This is a genomic window from Microbulbifer sp. HZ11, from assembly GCF_000708675.1.
GTDB lineage: Bacteria > Pseudomonadota > Gammaproteobacteria > Pseudomonadales > Cellvibrionaceae > Microbulbifer.
Genome location: NZ_JELR01000001.1, coordinates 491403 through 511477, shown reverse-complemented (window position 1 = coordinate 511477; position 20075 = coordinate 491403). Strand labels below are relative to the sequence as shown.

17 protein-coding genes and 1 tRNA gene are annotated in these 20075 nt (G+C 57.8%); 13 read left to right on the top strand and 5 right to left on the bottom strand.

Features of this window, described 5'->3' with window-relative positions; translation table 11 throughout:
* Nucleotides 1-20 precede the first annotated feature (20 nt).
* A complete protein-coding gene (locus AU11_RS02220; RefSeq protein WP_051686874.1) occupies nucleotides 21-599 on the bottom strand; it encodes a YceD family protein in 579 nt (192 codons plus the stop codon).
* 138 nt (nucleotides 600-737) lie between these two features.
* On the opposite strand from AU11_RS02220, the gene AU11_RS02215 reads away from it, so the two are divergent.
* Nucleotides 738-1319: a nucleoside triphosphate pyrophosphatase gene (locus tag AU11_RS02215; RefSeq protein WP_043316108.1), complete on the top strand. Its 582-nt coding sequence runs from the start codon at nucleotides 738-740 to the stop codon at nucleotides 1317-1319.
* A gap of 10 nt (nucleotides 1320-1329) precedes the next feature.
* Here AU11_RS02215 and AU11_RS02210 read toward each other — a convergent pair whose 3' ends face one another.
* Both AU11_RS02210 and rluC read right to left on the bottom strand, forming a co-directional pair.
* Nucleotides 1330-1974 (bottom strand): HAD-IA family hydrolase, encoded by a 645-nt coding sequence (locus AU11_RS02210; protein WP_043316106.1) that lies wholly within the window; start codon nucleotides 1972-1974, stop codon nucleotides 1330-1332.
* A 42-nt stretch (nucleotides 1975-2016) separates the two neighbouring features.
* A complete protein-coding gene (gene rluC / locus AU11_RS02205; protein ID WP_051687045.1) occupies nucleotides 2017-2925 on the bottom strand; it encodes a 23S rRNA pseudouridine(955/2504/2580) synthase RluC in 909 nt (302 codons plus the stop codon).
* A 938-nt stretch (nucleotides 2926-3863) separates the two neighbouring features.
* On the opposite strand from rluC, the gene rne reads away from it, so the two are divergent.
* The 11 genes from rne to AU11_RS02150 all read left to right on the top strand — a co-directional run bounded on the left by rne (nucleotide 3864) and on the right by AU11_RS02150 (nucleotide 16652).
* A complete protein-coding gene (rne, locus tag AU11_RS02200) occupies nucleotides 3864-6971 on the top strand; it encodes a ribonuclease E (protein WP_043317927.1) in 3108 nt (1035 codons plus the stop codon).
* Nucleotides 6972-7105: 134 nt separating this feature from the next.
* Nucleotides 7106-7193, top strand: a tRNA-Ser gene (locus AU11_RS02195).
* A 258-nt stretch (nucleotides 7194-7451) separates the two neighbouring features.
* Complete coding sequence (locus tag AU11_RS02190; protein ID WP_231491466.1) at nucleotides 7452-8156, top strand: TVP38/TMEM64 family protein; 705 nt, start codon at nucleotides 7452-7454, stop codon at nucleotides 8154-8156.
* 11 nt (nucleotides 8157-8167) lie between these two features.
* A complete protein-coding gene (locus AU11_RS02185; RefSeq protein WP_043316102.1) occupies nucleotides 8168-10411 on the top strand; it encodes a hypothetical protein in 2244 nt (747 codons plus the stop codon).
* A complete protein-coding gene (locus tag AU11_RS02180) occupies nucleotides 10408-11688 on the top strand; it encodes a glycosyltransferase (RefSeq protein WP_043316100.1) in 1281 nt (426 codons plus the stop codon). Before AU11_RS02185 ends, AU11_RS02180 begins: the two co-directional genes overlap by 4 nt.
* 26 nt (nucleotides 11689-11714) lie before the next feature.
* Nucleotides 11715-14246, top strand: a complete 2532-nt coding sequence (locus AU11_RS17950; protein WP_081847880.1) for an endonuclease/exonuclease/phosphatase family protein — start codon at nucleotides 11715-11717, stop codon at nucleotides 14244-14246.
* 224 nt (nucleotides 14247-14470) lie between these two features.
* Nucleotides 14471-15151 (top strand): Bax inhibitor-1/YccA family protein, encoded by a 681-nt coding sequence (locus tag AU11_RS02170; RefSeq protein ID WP_043316098.1) that lies wholly within the window; start codon nucleotides 14471-14473, stop codon nucleotides 15149-15151.
* Nucleotides 15152-15252: 101 nt separating this feature from the next.
* Nucleotides 15253-15645: a sulfurtransferase complex subunit TusD gene (gene tusD / locus AU11_RS02165; protein WP_043316097.1), complete on the top strand. Its 393-nt coding sequence runs from the start codon at nucleotides 15253-15255 to the stop codon at nucleotides 15643-15645.
* Nucleotides 15646-15649: 4 nt separating this feature from the next.
* Nucleotides 15650-16009 (top strand): sulfurtransferase complex subunit TusC, encoded by a 360-nt coding sequence (tusC, locus tag AU11_RS02160; RefSeq protein ID WP_043317921.1) that lies wholly within the window; start codon nucleotides 15650-15652, stop codon nucleotides 16007-16009.
* A 1-nt stretch (nucleotide 16010) separates the two neighbouring features.
* Nucleotides 16011-16292, top strand: coding sequence for a sulfurtransferase complex subunit TusB (gene tusB / locus AU11_RS02155; RefSeq protein WP_043316095.1), 282 nt, complete (start codon nucleotides 16011-16013; stop codon nucleotides 16290-16292).
* A 15-nt stretch (nucleotides 16293-16307) separates the two neighbouring features.
* The gene (locus AU11_RS02150; RefSeq protein WP_043316093.1) at nucleotides 16308-16652 is read left to right on the top strand and encodes a TusE/DsrC/DsvC family sulfur relay protein; all 345 of its coding nucleotides are present in this window, start codon (nucleotides 16308-16310) and stop codon (nucleotides 16650-16652) included.
* On the opposite strand, the gene AU11_RS02145 is transcribed toward AU11_RS02150, so the two are convergent.
* Nucleotides 16649-18085 (bottom strand): PLP-dependent aminotransferase family protein, encoded by a 1437-nt coding sequence (locus AU11_RS02145; protein WP_051686872.1) that lies wholly within the window; start codon nucleotides 18083-18085, stop codon nucleotides 16649-16651. The two genes, AU11_RS02150 and AU11_RS02145, sit on opposite strands and share 4 nt — an antisense overlap.
* 143 nt (nucleotides 18086-18228) lie before the next feature.
* Here AU11_RS02145 and ccoG point away from each other — a divergent pair, with 143 nt between their 5' ends.
* Nucleotides 18229-19581 carry a cytochrome c oxidase accessory protein CcoG gene (gene ccoG / locus AU11_RS02140; RefSeq protein ID WP_043316091.1) on the top strand — a complete coding sequence of 451 codons (1353 nt, stop codon included), beginning with the start codon at nucleotides 18229-18231 and terminating at the stop codon, nucleotides 19579-19581.
* 19 nt (nucleotides 19582-19600) lie between these two features.
* Here the strand turns inward: ccoG and AU11_RS02135 are convergent, their stop codons facing one another.
* Nucleotides 19601-20008 (bottom strand): secondary thiamine-phosphate synthase enzyme YjbQ, encoded by a 408-nt coding sequence (locus AU11_RS02135; protein ID WP_043316089.1) that lies wholly within the window; start codon nucleotides 20006-20008, stop codon nucleotides 19601-19603.
* Nucleotides 20009-20075: the final 67 nt, after the last annotated feature.

Sequence of the window (20075 nt, the reverse complement as noted above, 5' to 3'; positions counted from 1 at the left end):
CCAAACCCTTCAAACAACTCTTACGACTTGTTTGACGAACCCTTCAACTGTTCCAGTACTTTAAAGGGATTTTCTCGTTGCTCTTCTGCTTCCGGCTCCTCACTACGACTCTGGAATGCCTCTTGTGCGACGCAGTCCCAGTCGTGATAAGCCACCATGGGCAGGTTGAGCAAAATCTCATCTTCCAATACCTGATACAGGTCCAGCTCATCACCTTCCTGTATCACCGGGTCCAGAGACTTGGGTAGTGAATTACCCTGCTCTTCCGACCACACAAACCCCAAGGCGATTTCTGCTTCTATCGATTCACTTACCGGTTGCAAGCAACGCTGGCAAAGTAAGCCGACTGTCAACGCAAGGCGACCGGTGGCCACCTGGTTGCGCTGCAGATCCCTGGCAAATGACAGGGAGACCGCTATATCGCCCTCAACCGACTCCGTGGCCGCCATCAGTCTCGACAACGCTTCCGGAGATACGGTACCGTCCAGCTGTTGCCCGCGCTGCACCAATTTGCGTGCATCTATGCGGCGTGGCAGCGCGGATCTCAGGTCCGATTTCTGCGCTGAATCCTGGGCAGTCTTTTGGGGGGGTATCGACATAAGCGCGCAATTCTATGGACTCACCTGAGCCTTGTCAAAACAAATCATCCAACGCATGCTCAGCGGCCCCAATGCCCGGCACACCGCTGTTTCGGCAGATCGAAGCAGACTTGGAACCCACCAATAAAGGAAGCTCTCATGCGCCGCCTAATTCTAGCGTCCAGCTCCACCTACCGCCGCCAACTGCTGGAAAAGCTGCAACTCCCCTTCGAGTGCCACGCACCCCATATAAATGAAGAAGCATTCCCCGGCGAATCCGCCACAGAGCTTGCGAGTCGCCTGGCCACGGAAAAAGCGCTCGCCCTGACCGGCGACCACCCGGACGCCCTGATCATCGGCTCAGACCAGGTGGCCGAATGCAATGGCGTCCTGCTCGGCAAGCCCGGCACCGCCACCAACGCCGTCGAGCAACTCGAGCGATGCTCCGGCCAAACGGTCAACTTCCACACGGGCCTGTGTCTGGCCGATGCAAGTAGCGGCACACACAGCACACTCTGCGAAAAATTTTCCGTGCACTTTCGCAATCTGGGAAAGGACAAGATCGAGCGATACGTGCAGCTGGATAACCCACTCGACTGCGCAGGTTCGTTTAAAGCGGAAGGTCTGGGGATCGCCTTATTCGAAAAAATGGAAGGATCAGACCCAAGCTCCCTTGTTGGGCTTCCATTAATTCGATTGATTGACCTGCTTCAGCAGCATGGAATCAGCCCGCTTAGCTGACTTCGCGCACTCAAGCCACCAGTGGAGGCCACTCCAGAAGCTCGGAAAAATGGTCAATCACACGCTGCGGGCCGCATTCGTGGAGCCGCTCTCGGCTATGCACGCCGTAGCTTACGCCGATCGACGGCATGTTGATGGCCGAGGCCATCCTCAAGTCGTATTCCGTATCGCCAACCATGACCGCCCCGCTCAGCGGGGCACCCGTTTCCGCAATAATTTCGCGCAACATGGTGGGGTTCGGCTTGGAGGCGGTTTCATCGGCGCAGCGGCTAGTGACGAACAGATGCCCTACCCCGTGATCCTCAAACTCCCGACTCAGCCCCCGACGACTTTTACCTGTCGCAACCGCCAGCTCATGCCCGGCACCCAATAGCTTGTCGAGTGTGGCCAATACACCGTCAAATAGCGGCAAAGGCTCGCCTCGCGCCGCAAGCCACTCATCGGCGTAGTAGTCTCGAAGGTCGGTGCGCTGCTCACTATGCGCTTCCGGGAACAGTGCCGCGATGGCCTCCGGCAAGCCCAGGCCAATAATGTTTCCTATTGCCGCAGGCTCGAGAACCGGAAGCCCCGCCCGATTGGCCGCCCGCTGCATACAGCTCACGATACGCGCCTCGGAGTTACATACGGTTCCGTCCCAATCGAGAATTACCAGCACCAGCGGTCACCTCACAATAAATCAGATCGCCAAAAAACCGGGCTAACGCAGCTTAACCAGCACCGCCTCCAGCTCAGCCGGCAGCGGCGCTTCAACATTCACCCGGGTACCGTCAGGCAGAGAGCACCCCACACCGGCGGAATGCAGGAATAGACGCCTCAACCCAAGATCACGGAAACTGGCATTCACCTCGTCCGGGGTGTACTTCACATCCCCAGCCAGCGGGCAGCCAACAAACTGGGCATGCACGCGAATCTGGTGGGTGCGCCCGGTCACTGGCTCGGCGCGCACCAGGGTCGCGCCATTGAAACGCTCCTCTACTTGGAAGCGCGTCGTCGAGGGCTTACCCTCTCCGTCCACTACCACCATGCGCTCGCCGCTTTTGAGGGTGTTTTTACGCAGCGGCGCCTCAACAAGCTTTTGCGCCCGCGGCCATTTGCCGGCAGCTAACGCAAGATAGGACTTCGCCATCTTGCCGGCGCGCAGCTCACTCTGCACATGCAGCAGCACGGCGCGCTTGCGCGCAACCAGGATGGCACCACTGGTATCCCGGTCCAGGCGATGCACCAATTCCATAAACGGGCTCTCGGGGTACATCTGACGCAGCGCCTCAATCAATCCGAGTCGAACGCCGCTACCACCGTGGACCGCAAGACCCGCTGGCTTATTGACAACCAGGAGCCCGCCGTTGTCATAGAGTATGGCCGCCTCCAGCGTGCGCCGGAGCTGCTCACCCGCGACCGCCGGTGGCGCCTCCTCGGAAACACGAATTGGCGGCACCCGCACCAGATCACCGCCCTTCAGGCGATACTCAGCCTTCACCCTCCCTTTATTTACGCGCACTTCACCTTTACGGAGAATGCGATAAACACGCGAGCGCGGCACACCCTTAAGGCGCGTCTGGAGGAAATTATCGATTCGCTGTCCAGCCAGCTCTTCAGGCACAGTGATAAATTGGACGCCCGCGCCAACACCCGCAACACCTCCAGCGCCACTCGAAGAAGCGCTGGAGGTATCTGTGCGGGAATCTTTGGCCCGGGAGGGTTTATTTGGGGAAGTTTTTGAGGGGGTATTTCGCATGGGGCGCATGATAGCCGCACACCTCCCCCTTTTGAAGCGCCACGATCAATACCTCGATTGATGCCCCCCATTGACCGTGGTATATTCGGCCGGCCTGAATTGGGGCCGGTTTTCGGCGGTGCACGGTTTTTCTGCTATAAAAACCAAGGTGCCGCTCTTGAGAAAATACCGCCAATTCGGCCGGTGCGCGGAATACCGCGTTATCAACAAAACTCTGTCGGTGAGACCCTTCGAGAGCGCGTCGCAAGGCGGTGCCAAGGGCGCGCAGAAGCGCCTCTCCTGAAGCTCTCGCCGACCTAAACCCGACGACATACGGGATTATTGCGAAGGTAAGACGGGCAGTTGCCCGCAGCGCTTGGAACAAACTCGACTCGTTATATCTCGCTCTGAGATTGCGCGCCAGCGACCGAACTGGCCCCCGGCCCCCGCCTGTGATGCACAATGCCATCCTTGCGCCGCCGGCAACTACTAGACCAAAACCAGGGCCCAGCCACGAGCCGGCCCCAGAGCGAAGAGATGTGACCCATGCTTGCCCTACTCGGCAAGTAGCCAGGACCCGCCCAAAGAATCACGCTGGGCCGGACTGGCAGGATCTGAATACACCCGAACAAGAAGGGGTATTCTGAGTTAATTCGATATGTACTCGGCAGATGTGCCCAATCTGGAGGCACCCCCTGCGCGGGCAGCATACGAGGCAGCCGTGACCACCTGGCCAAAACCGGCTCATGGGTCTTCACGGCGGTACCACCAAGGCCTGCGAGCTTCAGCGGCGTTTTACCTTTGCGCAACCGCAAGGAAAAAACCAACGCATGAAGAGAATGCTTATTAACGCAACCCAGCCAGAAGAGCTGCGTGTTGCACTGGTCGACGGCCAATGGCTGTACGACCTGGACATCGAAAATCGCACCCGCGAACAGAAAAAAGCCAACATCTATAAAGGTAAAATTACCCGCGTAGAGCCCTCCCTGGAAGCCGCATTCGTCGACTACGGTGCCGAGCGCCACGGCTTTCTGCCCCTGAAAGAAATCTCCCGCGAATACTTCAACAAACAGCCCAAAGACATCGAAGGCCGCATCAAAATCAAGGATGTGGTCAAAGAGGGCATGGAAGTCATTGTCCAGGTCGATAAGGAAGAGCGCGGCAATAAAGGCGCCGCCCTTACTACCTTTATCAGCCTGGCCGGCCGCTACCTGGTATTGATGCCAAACAACCCCCGTGCGGGCGGCATCTCCCGCCGCATTGAGGGTGACGAGCGCAGTGATCTGCGCGATGCCCTGTCCAGTGTGGAAGTACCTTCCGGCATGGGCATTATCGTGCGTACCGCCGGCGTTGGCCGTAGCGGTGAGGAGCTGCAGTGGGACCTGAACTACCTGCTGCAACTGTGGACCGCCATCAAGAAAGAAGCGGACGAGTCCAAAGCCCCCCACTTCCTGTTCCAGGAAAGCAACGTCATCATCCGTGCCATTCGCGACTATATGCGCGACGACATAGGCGAAGTGATCGTCGATGACAACGGCGCCTACCAGCTGGCCGCAGAGTTTGCCCGCCAGGTGATGCCGAATTACGCCAACAAGGTAAAGTTCTACGACGACAATATCCCGCTATTCAATCGCTACCAAATTGAAAGCCAGATCGAGACCGCCTTCGAACGAGAAGTAAAACTGCCTTCTGGCGGCTCCATCGTGATAGATATCACCGAGGCCCTGATCTCCATCGATATCAACTCCTCTCGCGCCACCAAGGGCGGCGATATCGAGGAAACAGCACGCACCATCAACCTGGAAGCCGCAGACGAGATCGCTCGCCAGCTGCGCCTGCGCGATATGGGTGGCCTGGTAGTCATCGACTTTATCGATATGCAGAACAAGTCCAACCAGCGCGAAGTGGAAAAGCGCATGGAAAAGGCGCTTGGCATGGACCGCGCCCGCGTTCAGGTTGGCCGCATATCCCGCTTCGGGTTGCTGGAAATGTCCCGTCAGCGCCTGCGCCCGTCTTTGAGTGAAACCACACACCGGGTCTGCCCACGCTGTAGCGGTCAGGGCACCATTCGCGGCACCAAATCCCTGGCGCTGTCCATCCTCCGTCTGGTCGAGGAAGAAGCGAAAAAAGAGCGCAGTGCAGAAATTCGCGCAATCACTCCGGTGAACGTCGCCACCTACCTGCTGAATGAAAAGCGCAAGGCCATTTCCAACATCGAGTCCCGCAACAATACCCGTGTTGTCGTGGTACCCAATGCCGACCTGGAAACCCCGCACTTCGAAGTTCAGCGCCTGCGCGATGACGATTCCACCACCCTGGAGACGTCGTACAAAATCGCCGGCACCATCGAAGAATCCGCAGACAAGAGCGACGACGAGCCTCTGCGCCCGGTGGCCCAGCCTGCGGTTCAGCAGATCGCCCACACCGCACCTGCGCCGACGCCGGTTACCAAGCCCAAGCCGAAGACCAAGAGCGACAAGGGCGAAGAAAAGCCCGGGCTGTTCAGCCGTCTGATCAGCGCCATCTCCGCCCTGTTTGGCGGTGACGACGAAGACGACCGCAAGAAGCACAAGAAGTCCAAGGGACGCGGCAAGAACTACCAGCAGCGCGATCGCAATCGCAACCAGCGCGGTGGCCGTGGACGTGGACGCGGTGGTCGCGGCAACCGTCGCGACGACCAGCGCAGCGATGACCGCAAGGAAGACACCCGCGGCAAGCGCGGTGACAAGCGTCGCGATGACGATTCCGAACGTCGCAATGAAACTGCCCGTGACGGTGGTCGAGACCAGAATCGCGATCAGAACCGTGACAGCAACCGCGAGCAGAACCGCGAAGGTCGCGAGGGCGGCCAGCGCCGCAGCCGTCGCCGCCGCGGTGGTGATCGTCGCAACGATCAGCAGGTCGCTTCTGCCGGCGTAGAAAACACCAACCTGGAGAATGCGGAAGCCGCAGAATCCGGTGATGATCAGCAGCGCCCGGCGCGTCGCCCGAGCAATGTGCGCGGCCGACCGCAACCGCGTCGTCGCGGTCGTCGCGGCGGTGACAACCGCAACGATGAGCAGGCCCAGCAGGACAATCGCGAAAGCAATGCCGACGCAGCGGAATCCAGCGCACGCGAGAGTGAACAGCGCGAAGTGACCGCCAAAGCGGAACGCCCTGCCCGCGAAGAGCGCGCCGAAGCCAAGACTGGCAACACGGAAAGCAAACGCGATCAGGCCCCGCAGGAACGCAAGCCGAAGCAGGAACGCAGCGAGCCAAAAGCTCCGCAGGAGCAAGCACAAGAGAAGCCGAAAGCCTCTCCTTGGGCAGAGGGCGCTGAGCGCATTGCCGAGCAGACGGAGCCAAAAGCCACTGAAGCAGAGCGTGAACCCAAACCGGAAGTAGCAAGCAAGCCTGCTGCAGAAGAAGTGGTAACCGAAACCGAGCCCAAAACCGAAACACCGAAGACCCATGCAGAAGGTGACTTCCTTGCAGAAACTCCGGTAGAAACTGCGGCAGTGCGCAGCGGCGAAACTGAAGCAGAAGCGCCGCAATCAGACACGCCTGCAAAAGGCGCACCTGAAAGCGCTACCGAAGCGGAGCCGAAAGCAGAGACTGCAGAAGTGGTAGCGGAGAAAGCGGAAGAAGAAGCCGGATCCGAACAAGTGGTAGAGGCGCCAGCAGCACCGGAAGTGCAGGTAACGGAATCTCCCGAGCCCGTACAAGCGGCCAGCACCGGCAAGCCTACCCGCGCCAGCAACGACCCGCGCATCAACCCGAAACCCCTGGTTGATCTGCAGATCGAAACCAAGCGCCCGGAAGTTGGCGAGCTGCGTCCGCTGGATACCGCGCAACCAGCCGATATCCAGCACAGCCCCCGCACCCTCTCCCGCCCCGCCAACGACCCTCGGGTAAAACGCGGTGCAGAAGAAACCAATAATTCTGCTGAGGCGAGCTAAGCGAGGCTGGGACAGACATGTAACCGATACCGGGTTAGCTGATCAAAATTGCAGCTAACCCTTTGAAGTTACTAAAAAAATTCGCTGCGCACTTGTACCCGCAAAACAGCTCGGTATAATGCGCAGCACAATTTGGTGGGGTGGCTGAGTGGTCGAAAGCGGCGGTCTTGAAAACCGTTGACTGTAACAGGTCCCAGGGTTCGAATCCCTGCCCCACCGCCATACGCAAAAAAGCCCGACTGGAAACAGTCGGGCTTTTTTGCGTATGGCGGTGGGGCAAACCTGGATGAGAGCCCCCGTTTCAACTCGCAGGGCGAAGCCCGATGAGCAGCGAGCGAAGCAAATCCCGGCCAGCAGGCAACGCCCCCCATCCACCTAAACATCCCAACTCCCCTCCCCCAATTGTCTAACCTAAAGAAAGACGCCTGAACCCGTTCAGCGCCCCTATTCACCCGTTACGCAGCCATGCATAGGAGTGGCGTGAAATTTAATCCTCTCTGGTTGATCGTAATCTGTAGCGTGACCGTGGTCACGGTACTCGCGATCCTCCATTACTTTGATCTCGACGACCGCCTCATCGAGCTGATGCAGTGGATGGACACGCTCGGCTGGCAAGCTGGTATCTGGTTTGCCCTGGTAATTGCCCTTGCCATCGTGTGTCTTTTCCCCGGTGTCATCTTCACCATGGGAGCCGGCTTCGTCTTTGGGGTAATCAAGGGAACGATTTATGTGGTGCTGGGAACAGTGCTTGGCGCCGCCATAGCCTTCCTGATATCGCGCTACCTACTGGGCGAGCGCGCCTCCAACTGGCTGCTCTCCAAAGTGAAACCTCCAAACCTGGGTGAAATTCTGCGAGATGAAGGTTGGCGAATGATCATGCTGACACGCATGGTGCCCCTGTTCCCGTTCAAACTGTCCAATTACTTCTTTGGACTCACGCCGGTCCGGTTCCGGGATTTCTGCATCGGGAACTTCATCGGCGTTATTCCCATCACAGTCAATAACGTCTATGTGGGTTCGATCGCCGCAGACCTCGCCAGTATTGGTAGCGAGCGTAGCGCCCGGACACCAACAGAGTGGACACTCTACGGTCTTGGGTTTCTGCTCGCTGTTATCGCGATCATAGGGTTGACCCGCATGGCCCGGCGCGCGCTCAATCAAAAAATCGGCCATAAAATCGATTAAGGAGAGCTTTGATGCCCTGGATGAAATGGCTTCCCTGGCGGTTCTTCGTACGCAAATTCGCTACGGCGCATGGGTTCCTCGATCCACTTGCGGTAATGGCACGCTTACAACGGTTCGCGGAACCGTCTGAAGTCAGCGAGCCAATCGAGCTACTGCGTGCTGGCGTCATTTTCCATGCGCGCGCACTGATGAACAGTAAAGTCATCCAGCACAATCTCGACTGGGTTTGGCCGTACTGGATTGAGCGCCAGTTCGATCCGGCAGATATATCGTTTATACCGCGCGCTTTTTCCATCACACATTGCAACCTAAGCCATCGAAACTGGACTGCGGTCGGTGTTCCGGGCAGTGAAGAAATGCCGATTGTCGATCCCCGTGGGTTGCTAACACCCCACTACGATGGATGGTCGATCGATACCTGGATCATTGGAAACGACGGTGAAAATCTGTATCCCTCACAACGGGATGACGTCTCCCAGCAACTCGACCTGGAGGGCGGCGTCGCAGTGGTGACGGAGTCTGGCTCGGAGCAATGCAACCTCAACGCCCGCGTATGGGCGGAACTGGATGAACGCGCCAACAATTGCCACCTGCGGCTAAAAGCCACGCATAACAAGGGTGGCTGGCTTGTGGTCGCCCTGCGTCCGTGCAATCCGGAAGGCGTCGCGTTCATTCACAAAGTCACCCTTGAAAGCAGCAGGGACCGGTGGCTGGTGGACGGCAAGGACCGCATCCTGTTTGATCGCACCGTTGATCGTCACCACGCGTCCGACTACAAGAAAGGCGACATCGCACTCTATCTGCGCGAAGAAGGAAACGAAAACCATGCGGAGTGCGAAGTCGGCATGGCAACCGCTGCCGCACTCTTCCGAATCGAGCCGGGGGAAACACTGGATACCCTGGTTACCATTCCGCAGCACTGCAAACTGAACCTCGGCAATGCACCGGCCGGCTGGGCCCATAACCTCGAGAAACACTGCGCGTTGACGGTGCCCGACTCGCAGATGCAATTCATGTATGACGCCGCAGTGCGCACATTGATCCTACACTCCCCGCACGATGTTTACCCCGGCCCTTACACGTACAAGCGGTTCTGGTTCCGGGATGCCGCCTTCATGATTCAGTCGCTACTGCATGCGGGTTTACTGGAGCGTGCTGAGCGCGCCCTGGAGCGATTCCCTTCCAGACAGAAACGCAATGGCTATTTCCACTCTCAGGATGGCGAATGGGACTCCAATGGGGAGGCATTGTGGATCATCGACCAGTACTGCCGTATTACCAACTCGAAACTTAAAGCGGAGTGGCTCGATCCGGTCCTGCGCGGGGCCCACTGGATTCACAACAAACGCCAGGCAAAAGACGGTAGCCTAACCGGCGGCCTGCTGCCAGCAGGCTTTAGTGCGGAACACCTGGGCCCAAATGACTGTTACTTCTGGGACGACTTCTGGGGCATTGCCGGCCAACAGGCGGCGGTTGCCATCTGCGAGCGCGAAGGCCAACGCCAAGACGCGGAAATATTTCAAAATCACGCCGACGACTTCATGTTGACGGTGGATGAGATATTAAATGGGTGTGCCAAGCGCCTCGGACGGCCGGCAATGCCGGCATCTCCCAAGCGCCGCCTCGACGCGGGCGCCATCGGTTCCATCGCTGCGGGCTACCCACTCAAGCTGTACGATGCGGACGACCCCCGGCTGCTGGACCTCGCCGAATTTCTACTGGAAAACTGCTTTGTATCAGGCGGGTTTTTCCAGGACATGATCCACTCCGGTATCAATGCGTATCTGACTATCCACGTGGCGCAGATTCTTCTGCGCGCGGGCGACCCGCGCTGCATTGATCTGATGCGCAATGTCGCCAGGCTTGCAACACCTACCGGGCAGTGGCCAGAGGCGATACACCCGCACTCTTTTGGCGGCTGCATGGGGGATGGACAGCACGCCTGGGCGGCAGCCGAGTGGGTTACCATGCAGCGCAACTGCTTTGTGCGCGAAGAAGGCGAGACACTCATTCTTGCCTCCGGACTACCACCCGAATGGTTAAGCGACGGCACAGCACAGCGCCCTATCCGCTTTGGCCCGGCACCCACACACTTCGGCACTATTTCCCTTGAAATTATTCCCGGCGAGAAGCCACGTATTTCCTGGAAGGGCAATTGGCACCGCGAAGCGCCGGCGATCGAAGTGCGCGCATTTGGCTATCGGGCGGAAGTCGCTGGCCCGGATACCGAAATGATGGAGCTCGAACCTCTGTGAATATCGTCATGCTCACCAACACCTACCTACCACATGTGGGCGGTGTTGCGCGATCGGTTGATGCGTTTTGCCGGGAGTACCGAAAACAGGGGCACAATGTACTGGTGGTTGCTCCAGAGTTCGCCGAGAAGATCGACAACGAAAAAGACGTTGTACGTATCCCTGCAATTCAGAATTTTAACGGCAGCGATTTCTCCGTGGCACTGCCACTTTCCGGAGAGCTCACCGAGCGCCTGGATTTTTTCGAGCCGGACCTGGTGCACTCGCACCACCCCTTTTTACTGGGCATGACTGCACTGCGTATTGCCCGCAGCCGCGAACTGCCTCTGATATTTACCCACCACACACTTTATGAACGCTACACCCACTATGTTCCCGCGGATTCAGAGGCTCTCAAACGCTTCGTTATTGAGCTGGCAACCCGCTATAGCAATCTTGCCAGTATGGTGTTTGCACCCAGCGAAAGCGTTGCAGATCTATTGCGTGAACGCGGAGTCAAGTCGCCGATCCAGGTTGTGCCCACTGGGGTCAAACTTGACGATTACCGCAATGGCGACGGTCGAGCTGCACGGGCGCGATACGATATTCCCGAAGATGCCTTTGTGATTGGGCACCTGGGGCGGCTCGCAGAAGAAAAGAACCTTGAGTTTCTATCCCGCGCTGTCGTCGAATTTGCACTGCGCAATGAATGTGCACACTTCATGGTGGTTGGCAGTGGTCCTCTACAGGGGCGCATAACCCGAATCTTTGCCGACGAGGGACTGGAAAAACGACTGCATCTCACCGGCATTTTGCAGGGGGAAGCTCAACGAGACGCATACAGTGCCATGAACGTATTTGGCTTTTCCTCCACCAGCGAAACCCAGGGTATGGTGTTGACGGAGGCTATGGCCGCTGGGGTACCCGTTGTCGCCCTGGATGCCAGTGGTTGCCGAGAAGTCGTTGATGACCGAATTAATGGCCGTTTGATTCTCAATCACTGTCAGCGTGAGTTGGTCGCCGGTTTACAGTGGGTGAACGACCTGCCGTCTGAGGAATACCAATCACTTTGCCGAAGTGCCCGACAAACCGCCGAGCGCTATTCCATGGAAAATTGCGCGGCCGCTGCGCTGTCCCACTACCAGTCACTGGTACATCAACACTGGCCGGTGGACGACTCTCTTTATGCCCAATGGATGCGCCTGCGCAACACCATCGGTGCTCAGTGGGAAATCCTTGAAGGTGTTACCAGCGCGGCCAGTGCTGCTCTGGATAACACCGGGAAAAGTAAACTCTAAATTCAACGCGAGCTGAAAGGCCCCGAATGCTAACCCGAATTGCCACCCGCCTCCGAATCTGGCGCCGACGCGTCAGCCGCAGTGAATGGCTGGCGCGCATGATGAAATTGCGGATCAATGAGCGTGACCCCGATGCCCCTGCGCTGGTTCTGATCCAGATTGACGGACTGGCCAGGCCGCAGTTTGATCGCGCATTGGCCGAAGGCAAACTGCCCTTTCTCAAGAAACTGATTGAACGCGAGCACTACCATGTGGACGACTGGTATTCCGGGGTACCGGCAACCACCCCAGCCGTACAGGCAGAAGTTTTTTACGGTGTCAGGGCGGCAGTTCCGGCTTTCGGGTTCATGTCTGCAGACTCCCACGAAATGCTGCGCATGTACGAGTCGCACGGAGCAAATAAGGTAGAACAGCGGCTGCTGGACGAAGGCCACCAGCCGCTGTTAAAGGGGGGAAGCTGCTATGTAAGCTCATTCCGCGGTGGCGCAGACAATGATGAAGCGCACTTCTGCCCGGCTTCCAAGGGATGGGGGTCGTCGCTGCGAGAGGCAGGTCCACTGGCGCTGATTACGATGGTGCTTGCCAACCTGTGGAGCCTTATTCGCACCATCGGCCTACTGCTGCTTGAACTGGTGCTGTCCATTGTCGATTTCTTTCGCGGCCTCATAAAAGGCCAGGACTTTATGCGGGAGCTCATGTTTATCCCGACCCGTATCGCCATCACCATTCTGATGCGCGAGCTATCCACGGTCGGGGTAAAGATCGATATTGCCCGCGGGCTACCGATTATTTATGTAAATCTTCTCGGGTACGATGAGCAATCCCATCGTCGCGGCCCCAGCTCAAAGTTCGCACATTGGACCCTTAAGGGGATTGACGACGCCGTTGCCAGAATCTGGCGCGCCGCACATCGCTCGTCCCGGCGCCATTATGATGTGTGGATCTACTCTGACCACGGACAGGATGACACCACGCCGTACGAAGACCTGCACGGCCGAAGCTTTGCCGACGCCGTGAGTGAGGCGCTGTCTGGCTTACAGAAGACTCCCGGCGGCGGCAGATCTAATTCCGATCGCGGAGTGCAGCTACAACGGGTCCGACTGTTTGGTGGCCAATGGGTGCAGAAACTGTTTCCGGTAAAAACTGCCGATGAACAGCGGGACCAGGATGCCCCCATGGCGCTTTCGGCCATGGGGCCGTTGGCGCTGCTCTACAACATCCACTGCAAAGACATCCCCCAACAGACCATCGCCCGCATTCTTGTGGAACAAGCAAAAGCACCCATGGTGCTTTATGCAGATCACCAGGAACGTGTAATCGGAGAAGACGGCAAGCAGCTGAGCAAGATCAAGGGTTGGTGGCGTGAGGGCGCCTTTTCACTGCCGGAAGACGGACACAAGGTACTCGGCAATGATCATCCGTTTTTAGAGGAAACCACCGAAGACCTGGCACACCTATGCCGACACCCTGAAGCCGGAGATTTTATCGCAAGCGGCTGGTGCGCAGGCGCTGAAAGTATCACCTTCGCCATCGAGTGTGGCAGTCATGGCGGTGCAAGCCGCAAAGAGACCCATGGCTTTGCGCTGATGCCCGGTGATATTCACTTTCCCGACGACGGTCGCGGCCACTGGCGGCCGAGAGACTTGCGCAATGCAGCACTTGCTTTTCTACGCGCGCAACCGGCACAGAAGCTCAAGTCAGCGCCGCCAAATATTCCTGCCAAAGCGGCCCCCATAATCACCTCAGGCCGGCGCCAGAAGGCATCGGACAGGCAGGACTATCGGAAGCTGCGTGTGATGACCTACAACGTACATATCTGCAAGGGTATGGACGGAAAACTCTCCCCCGAGCGGATCGCCCGGGTCATCGCACGTTACTCACCGGATATCGTTGCGCTACAGGAAGTAGATGTGCGCAGACAGCGCACCGGCGGCGTGGATCAGGCCCACCAGATCTCCCGCCTGCTGTCCATGGATTGCCACTTCCAGCCCGCCATGCACCTGGAAGACGAACGCTACGGCGATGCCATCATGACGCGTCTGCCAATGCGCCTGGTCAAGAAAGACATTTTACCCGGGCCATCCGAACACTCTCGGATGCACAAATTTGCAGAACCTCGCGGTGCACTCTGGATGGAGATTAATTTTCACGGCACCCTACTTCAGGTATTCAATACCCACCTGGGGCTGTCGAAGGGTGAGCGGCTGCGTCAAGTCGACGCATTGCTCGGGCCCAATTGGATAGGAAACCCCGAGTGCCCTAAGCCCAGGATACTGGTAGGCGATTTCAACGCACTTCCCAGTGCGTCGGAAATCAGGCGGCTCACCAGCGTTCTGGAAGATGCACAGCTGCAACTTCCCGGGCACAAACCCAAAGGCACATTCTTCAGCCGGTTGCCAAAAGCCAGGATCGACTACGTATTCGTGGATTCGGAACTCAAAGTCACCGATGTGCACGTACCACGCAGTGAACTGACACGCCTGGCCTCCGACCATTTGCCGCTGATTGTCGACCTCAAGATTCCCATTGACGCCCCCGGTACGGCAGACGACAGCTAAACTACCGAGTCATCTTGCAACTTCTGCCCTGCGCCCCCATTTACTGAAAAGGAGTACCAACGCGCTCAGACGGCCATAGCGAACACAGTGTTTCCAATGCGATACTGGTACACGCTATATTTCACCAAGGATCGGGCATTCACAGAACCTGACGCCTACTTGAAGGTCTAAAGCACTGGTTATATGATCCCAACAGATTTTATATTCACTAGCAGGAGACGCTAATGCAGCCCGAAGTTTATACACAGTCCCGAGCGCTGGACCGCTCGGAGTCCGCCAAAGTACTGCGTAACACCTACGCATTGCTGGCCATGACTGTTCTGTTCAGTGCAGTCACTGCCGGTGTTTCCATGGCCATCGGCATGGGCCGCGGCATGAGCCTGATCTGCTCTATCGCAGCCATTGCCCTGGTCTGGTTCGTTCTGCCACGCACCGCTAACTCCAGCGCAGGTGTAGGCGTAGTATTTGCATTCACTGGCCTGCTGGGCGCGTCCCTTGGCCCTATGCTGAACCACTACCTCGGCCTGGCCGGTGGCGGCCAAGTGGTGATGCAGGCTCTGGGAACCACCGCGCTGATCTTCTTCGCACTGTCGGCCTACGTGCTGACCACTCGCAAAGACTTCAGCTTTATGGGTGGCTTCCTGTTTGTCGGCCTGATCGCAGTACTGGTCTGCGCGATCGGTATGATGATCGCCAGTTTCTTCGGCGTGTACATGCCCCTGGCCAGCGTTGCTCTGAGTGGTGTGATCGCCCTGCTGTTCTCCGGCTTCATCCTGTACGATACCAGCCGTATCGTGAACGGCGGTGAAACCAACTACATCATGGCCACCACTTCTCTGTACCTGAACATTCTGAACCTGTTCACCAGCCTGCTGCACATCTTCGGTTTCGCATCCGACGACTGATGAGCCCGCTGACCCGGTTCTAACGGTGCCCCGCTCTGCGGGGCATTTTTTTATCGGTAGACTTTACTGACCCAATCCGGCTTTATCAGGTGGCTACACCCATGCAATTTACTCTCGTGGTGTACGGCGCTCCCCACAGCGCTCAGGGCGCAGGCACCGCCCTGCGTTTTGCCAAAGCCGTGCTGGCATCCGGACATTCGATTTTCCGGGTGTTCTTCTACGGGGATGGCATTCACAACGGCAGCGCCCTGGCGACGCCACCGCAAGACGAGCAGGATCTCCTCCGCCAGTGGCAGGCATTGCAGCAATCCCACCAGCTCGACCTCACGGTCTGCATCGCCGCCGCCCAGCGCCGCGGCGTGCTGAGTGAAAGCGAGGCGAATCGCCTGGAACGGCCCGCTGCAAACCTGGCCGATGGATTTACCCTGGCAGGGCTCGGACAACTGGCGGAAGCGACCGCACTCAGCGACCGCCTTGTGAGCTTTGGAGGCTGACCCTGTGACGAATTCCATACTCGCTTTGTGTCGCCATGCGCCCTACGGGACGACATTCGCCCGAGAGGGTCTCGAAGCCGTACTCGCGTGCGCCGCCATGGATCAGATCCCGGAAGTCCTGTTTATCAATGACGGGGTATACCAGCTGCTTGCGCAAAATCCGCAAGCCATCGCCGAAAAGAGCCTGTATCGCAACCTTCAGGCACTGCCGATGTTCGGGGTAGAGCGGATTTATATTTGCCAGAGAAGCGCCACTGAACGGGGCCTTGCACTGTCGCAGCTACAGCTCACCGGCGCCGATGTACAACTGCTGGAAGACCCTGGGTCATTAATCCGTCGCTTCGATCAGGTTTTGAGTTTTTGACATGACTTTACATATCGTCAACCAGTCTCCCCATGCGGGCAGTGCTCTGCGCGACTGCCTCAATGCATTTGCGGAAGGCGATGCATTACTCCTGATAGAGGACGGCGTTTACGCTGCACAGGAAAAAGCTCCGCTCGAACTCCCCGAGAATGACGTGTTCGTGCTGAGCGCCGACGCCGAAGCCCGCGGCATTGCCATTGCACCCGATCTCACGGCCATCGATGACCTGCGCTGGGTCACCCTTTGTGTCGAGCACACGCCGATCGTCAGCTGGTTTAGATAGCCGGGAGCCAGAAAAATGGAACAGACAGCAACACTGGTGATCGAAGGCCGCGAAATCCCACTGGATAAAGAGGGATTTCTGCGTAATCTCGATGATTGGAGCCCGGAAGTTGCCAGCGCAATTGCCGCTCAGGAAAAGATTGAACTGACGCACGACCACTGGGAAGTTATTCGCCTGCTACAGGCGTTTTACCGTGAGTTTGAACTGTCGCCCGCAATGCGACCGCTCGTTAAGTACATCGGCCTGCACCTTGGGCCAGAGAAGGGGCGCAGCATATTTTTGATGCAGCTGTTCCCGCCGAGCCCCGCAAAAATCGGAAGTAAGATCGCAGGGCTTCCCAAGCCGACCAACTGCCTTTAACGGTTTCCAGCATTTCCCCGTTGGGCGTCCGTCAGCCCGAATATCCGCGGCAATAACGCGAGCGCTTCTCGGCGCGCCGGGTGCCACGGGTGTGCAAAACTGATTCTCAGGCAATTGCCAAATTGTCCCGAGGCAGAAAACAGTGGACCCGGGGTTATCACCACTCCCTGTTCCAGTGCGAGCGGATAAGCGGCAAGCGTGTCAACTTGCTCCGGCAGTTCAACCCACGCTGCGAGACCTCCCTGCGGCACGCTCACACGGACTTCGCCCGGCCATTTTCCCAGTATTGCACGCAAGTGATCGCGCCTTGCGCGCAAGTCTCCACGCAAGCGACGCAGGTGCGCAGCGTAGCTTCCATCGGCGAGAAATGCGGCAACCCCCTGTTGCAGGTAGCGGCTGCCAGCCAACTGGGTGACCAGTTTTGTCTGCAGGATCTTGCGGTGCCATCGCGCACCGGAAACCCACCCCAGGCGCAGATCCCGGGAGAGGCTTTTGGAGAATGAGCTGCACAGAATGACCCGATCGTTGCGATCCAGTGCCTTGAGAGGATCCGGCACCGAAGTGAACCCGGTATCGCCGTAAATGTCGTCCTCGATCACCGCAAGATCAAACTCCTCGGCAAGCGCCAGCAAACGCTGCTTGCCTACCTCCGGCATCAGTGCACCGCCAGGTGTGGCAAACGACGGGGACACGATACAGGCGCGCACCGGCCAGCGACGTAACACCTCATCCAGCGCATCCAGGTCCATACCGGTATCAACCGCTGCGGGAATTTCGATTACCTGCAGCTCAAGGTATTCGAGCAGCTGCATCACCCCATAGAAGCCCGGCGATTCAACGGCTACTACATCACCGCGCTTACAGCTGGCCATTAGCGCGAGAAACAGTGCGTTTTGGCAACCGGACGTTATACAAAGCTCGTCCGCTCCAACCCGGCAGCCACGCCGCGCCATCAAAATCGAAAGCTGCTCCCGTAAGCCTGCATCACCGGCTGGCTCGTCGTAGTACTGATAACTGCCCTGTGACGGCCGCCGCAATGCCCGCGCAATCGCCCGATTGAGCGCGACAATACCAGACGGAGGCTCAGTCCCGGTGAATGTCGGCAATAGATCAAATGCCGCGTTACGTCCCATGATATCGAGCAACAGCTCGCTTACCGTGACCGGGTGCGGCGCCTCGATACGTGCGCGGCTGACCGGCTGCTGGACGCTCGGCGGGCGAATGGCGACGAAGTGACCGGCCTTTGGGCGCGCCTCAATCAATCCACGGGACTCAAGCCGCTGCAACGCGTGTTGCACCGTCGCTTTAGACAGCCGTCGATCCCGGCACAATGCGCGAATCGAAGGTAGTCGCTCTCCCCCACGCCAACGCTGCTCCCGGATGCCCTGCTCGAGCCAGGTCTCCAACGCCTCGTATCGAAATTGCTCGCTCACTCCGGCACACCTCCATTAAGCCTTACGGGACCAGAGCGGATCCCGGCACCAATCTGTACCTATTATAATTATTTTTATTATCCCTGACCCTATCAAAGAACTCCCTATAGGCTCCGCGCTAAAGTTCTAGCGGATAAGTCACCATGGAAAAGATCCCCGTAGTGCAGGACTACACCCCGGAACCGGACGGTAAGCTGCACGTCAGACTGACCGAAGGTCGCTTTCAGAACCTGCGCAGGTTGACCAGTTGGCCACTGATGGCTCTTTATTTTGCTCTTGTATGGGGGCAGATCAATGGCGAGCCGTTGCTGTTATTTTCCTTCGAGCAGCACCGGATACTGTTTTTCGGCAATGCCATCTCGTGGCGGGACCTTTCTCTTCTCGCTGGCCTGCTGATTGCCGCCGCCAGCCTTCTGTTTTTTCTCGCGGTCGCCTGGGGGCGCGTCTGGTGTGGCTTTGCCTGCCCGCAAAGCATATGGACCTGGATGTTTATCCGTATTGAAGACTTCACCGAAGGCAAAGCCCACACGCGAGCGCGCGAAGCACGACTGCCTTTATCGGGTTCACTGATTGTCCGGCGCCTGCTAAAACATCTGCTCTGGAGCGCTCTTGCGCTCGCCACTGCAGTTACATTCGTCGGCTACTTTGTACCCATTCGGGAACTCTTCGCCGACGCTACGCAGCTCCAGCTGTCCGCAGACACCTGGACATGGGTCCTTATCATTGCGCTATTAACCTATCTCAATGCCGGGCTGGTAAGAGAAAAGATCTGCCTGCACGCGTGCCCCTATGCCCGCTTCCAGAGCGTAATGTTTGATTCGGATACGCACACAGTCTGTTATGACAAAGACCGCGGAGAGCCCCGGGCAAGCCGCCGAAAAGGAGATGGGAATGAGGGAGATTGCGTGGACTGTGGTATTTGCCAGCAGGTATGCCCAACCGGAATCGATATTCGCAATGGCCTGCAGGCCGCCTGCATCGACTGCGGCGCCTGCATTGATGCCTGCGATCAGGTAATGACGAAGCTGGAGCGCCCGACGGGATTGATTCGCTTCACGTCCGAAGCGCAATTGACTGGTGAACCAAGCCACATATTACGCCCCCGACTCGCCGGCTATGGCCTCGTGATGCTGTGCGCGTTCACCGGAGTAATTTATGGCTTTACCGATACCACCAAACTATTGGTGGAGATTCGGCGGGATCGTACGGCGCTGTTTACCCGAATTGATCGGCATACGGTGTGCAACAACTACCAAATCAAAGTAGAGGGTTACGAAAAGCAGCAGGGCTCGGTTGCCGTATCACTCGCAGAACCGGGCCGTTTCAAAATTTTCGGCGCACCGAGTATCGACCTCGGGGAAAACAGTGCGACCTGGCTCCCCTACCGCGTTTGTGCAACTGCGCCGAAACACGCAAAAATGACGTTTGCCTTCAAGTTCAGCAGCGGTAATTCGGTAACTACCAAGGAAACCACGTTTCTTACTCGCCGATTTTAGCGGGCATTGGATTGAGCGCTCAGACCTGCACGATCACATTCCGCGTGCCGCGGTGGTGCCGATGTTCCCAAAGGTAGATACCCTGCCAGGTGCCTAATAGTAGCTGGCCTTCGTCCATCGGGATGCCGAGGCTACACGCAGTAAGGGAGGCCTTGATATGGGCCGGCATATCGTCCGGCCCCTCAAGTGTGTGGGTATAGAGGGGGTCATTTTCCGGCACCAGCCGGTTCAACCAGTTTTCCAGGTCCACCCGGGCACTTGGATCCGCATTTTCCTGAATCAGCAGACTCGCAGAGGTATGCTGGATAAAGAGGGTGCACAGTCCGCTGCCGAATAAATTCTGACCGGCCAGCCAGCGATTCACCTCTGCGGTAAACTCGTATAGCCCCTGCCCGTTCACTACAATTTCCAATCTACCCAGCGCCATTTCCTGTCTCCTGTTTCTGTCACCTGTAACCGCTGTCCGCAACCGTTTATCTGGAGGCCGCATCCGC

Excerpts from the sequence above, each read along its gene's own strand:
- AU11_RS02220 (WP_051686874.1), bottom strand. The coding sequence starts at position 599 with ATGTCGATACCCCCCCAAAAGACTGCCCAGGATTCAGCGCAGAAATCG.
- AU11_RS02215 (WP_043316108.1), top strand. The coding sequence starts at position 738 with ATGCGCCGCCTAATTCTAGCGTCCAGCTCCACCTACCGCCGCCAACTG.
- rne (WP_043317927.1), top strand. The coding sequence starts at position 3,864 with ATGAAGAGAATGCTTATTAACGCAACCCAGCCAGAAGAGCTGCGTGTT.
- AU11_RS02185 (WP_043316102.1), top strand. The coding sequence starts at position 8,168 with ATGCCCTGGATGAAATGGCTTCCCTGGCGGTTCTTCGTACGCAAATTC.
- AU11_RS17950 (WP_081847880.1), top strand. The coding sequence starts at position 11,715 with ATGCTAACCCGAATTGCCACCCGCCTCCGAATCTGGCGCCGACGCGTC.
- AU11_RS02170 (WP_043316098.1), top strand. The coding sequence starts at position 14,471 with ATGCAGCCCGAAGTTTATACACAGTCCCGAGCGCTGGACCGCTCGGAG.
- tusD (WP_043316097.1), top strand. The coding sequence starts at position 15,253 with ATGCAATTTACTCTCGTGGTGTACGGCGCTCCCCACAGCGCTCAGGGC.
- tusB (WP_043316095.1), top strand. The coding sequence starts at position 16,011 with ATGACTTTACATATCGTCAACCAGTCTCCCCATGCGGGCAGTGCTCTG.
- AU11_RS02150 (WP_043316093.1), top strand. The coding sequence starts at position 16,308 with ATGGAACAGACAGCAACACTGGTGATCGAAGGCCGCGAAATCCCACTG.
- ccoG (WP_043316091.1), top strand. The coding sequence starts at position 18,229 with ATGGAAAAGATCCCCGTAGTGCAGGACTACACCCCGGAACCGGACGGT.
- AU11_RS02135 (WP_043316089.1), bottom strand. The coding sequence starts at position 20,008 with ATGGCGCTGGGTAGATTGGAAATTGTAGTGAACGGGCAGGGGCTATAC.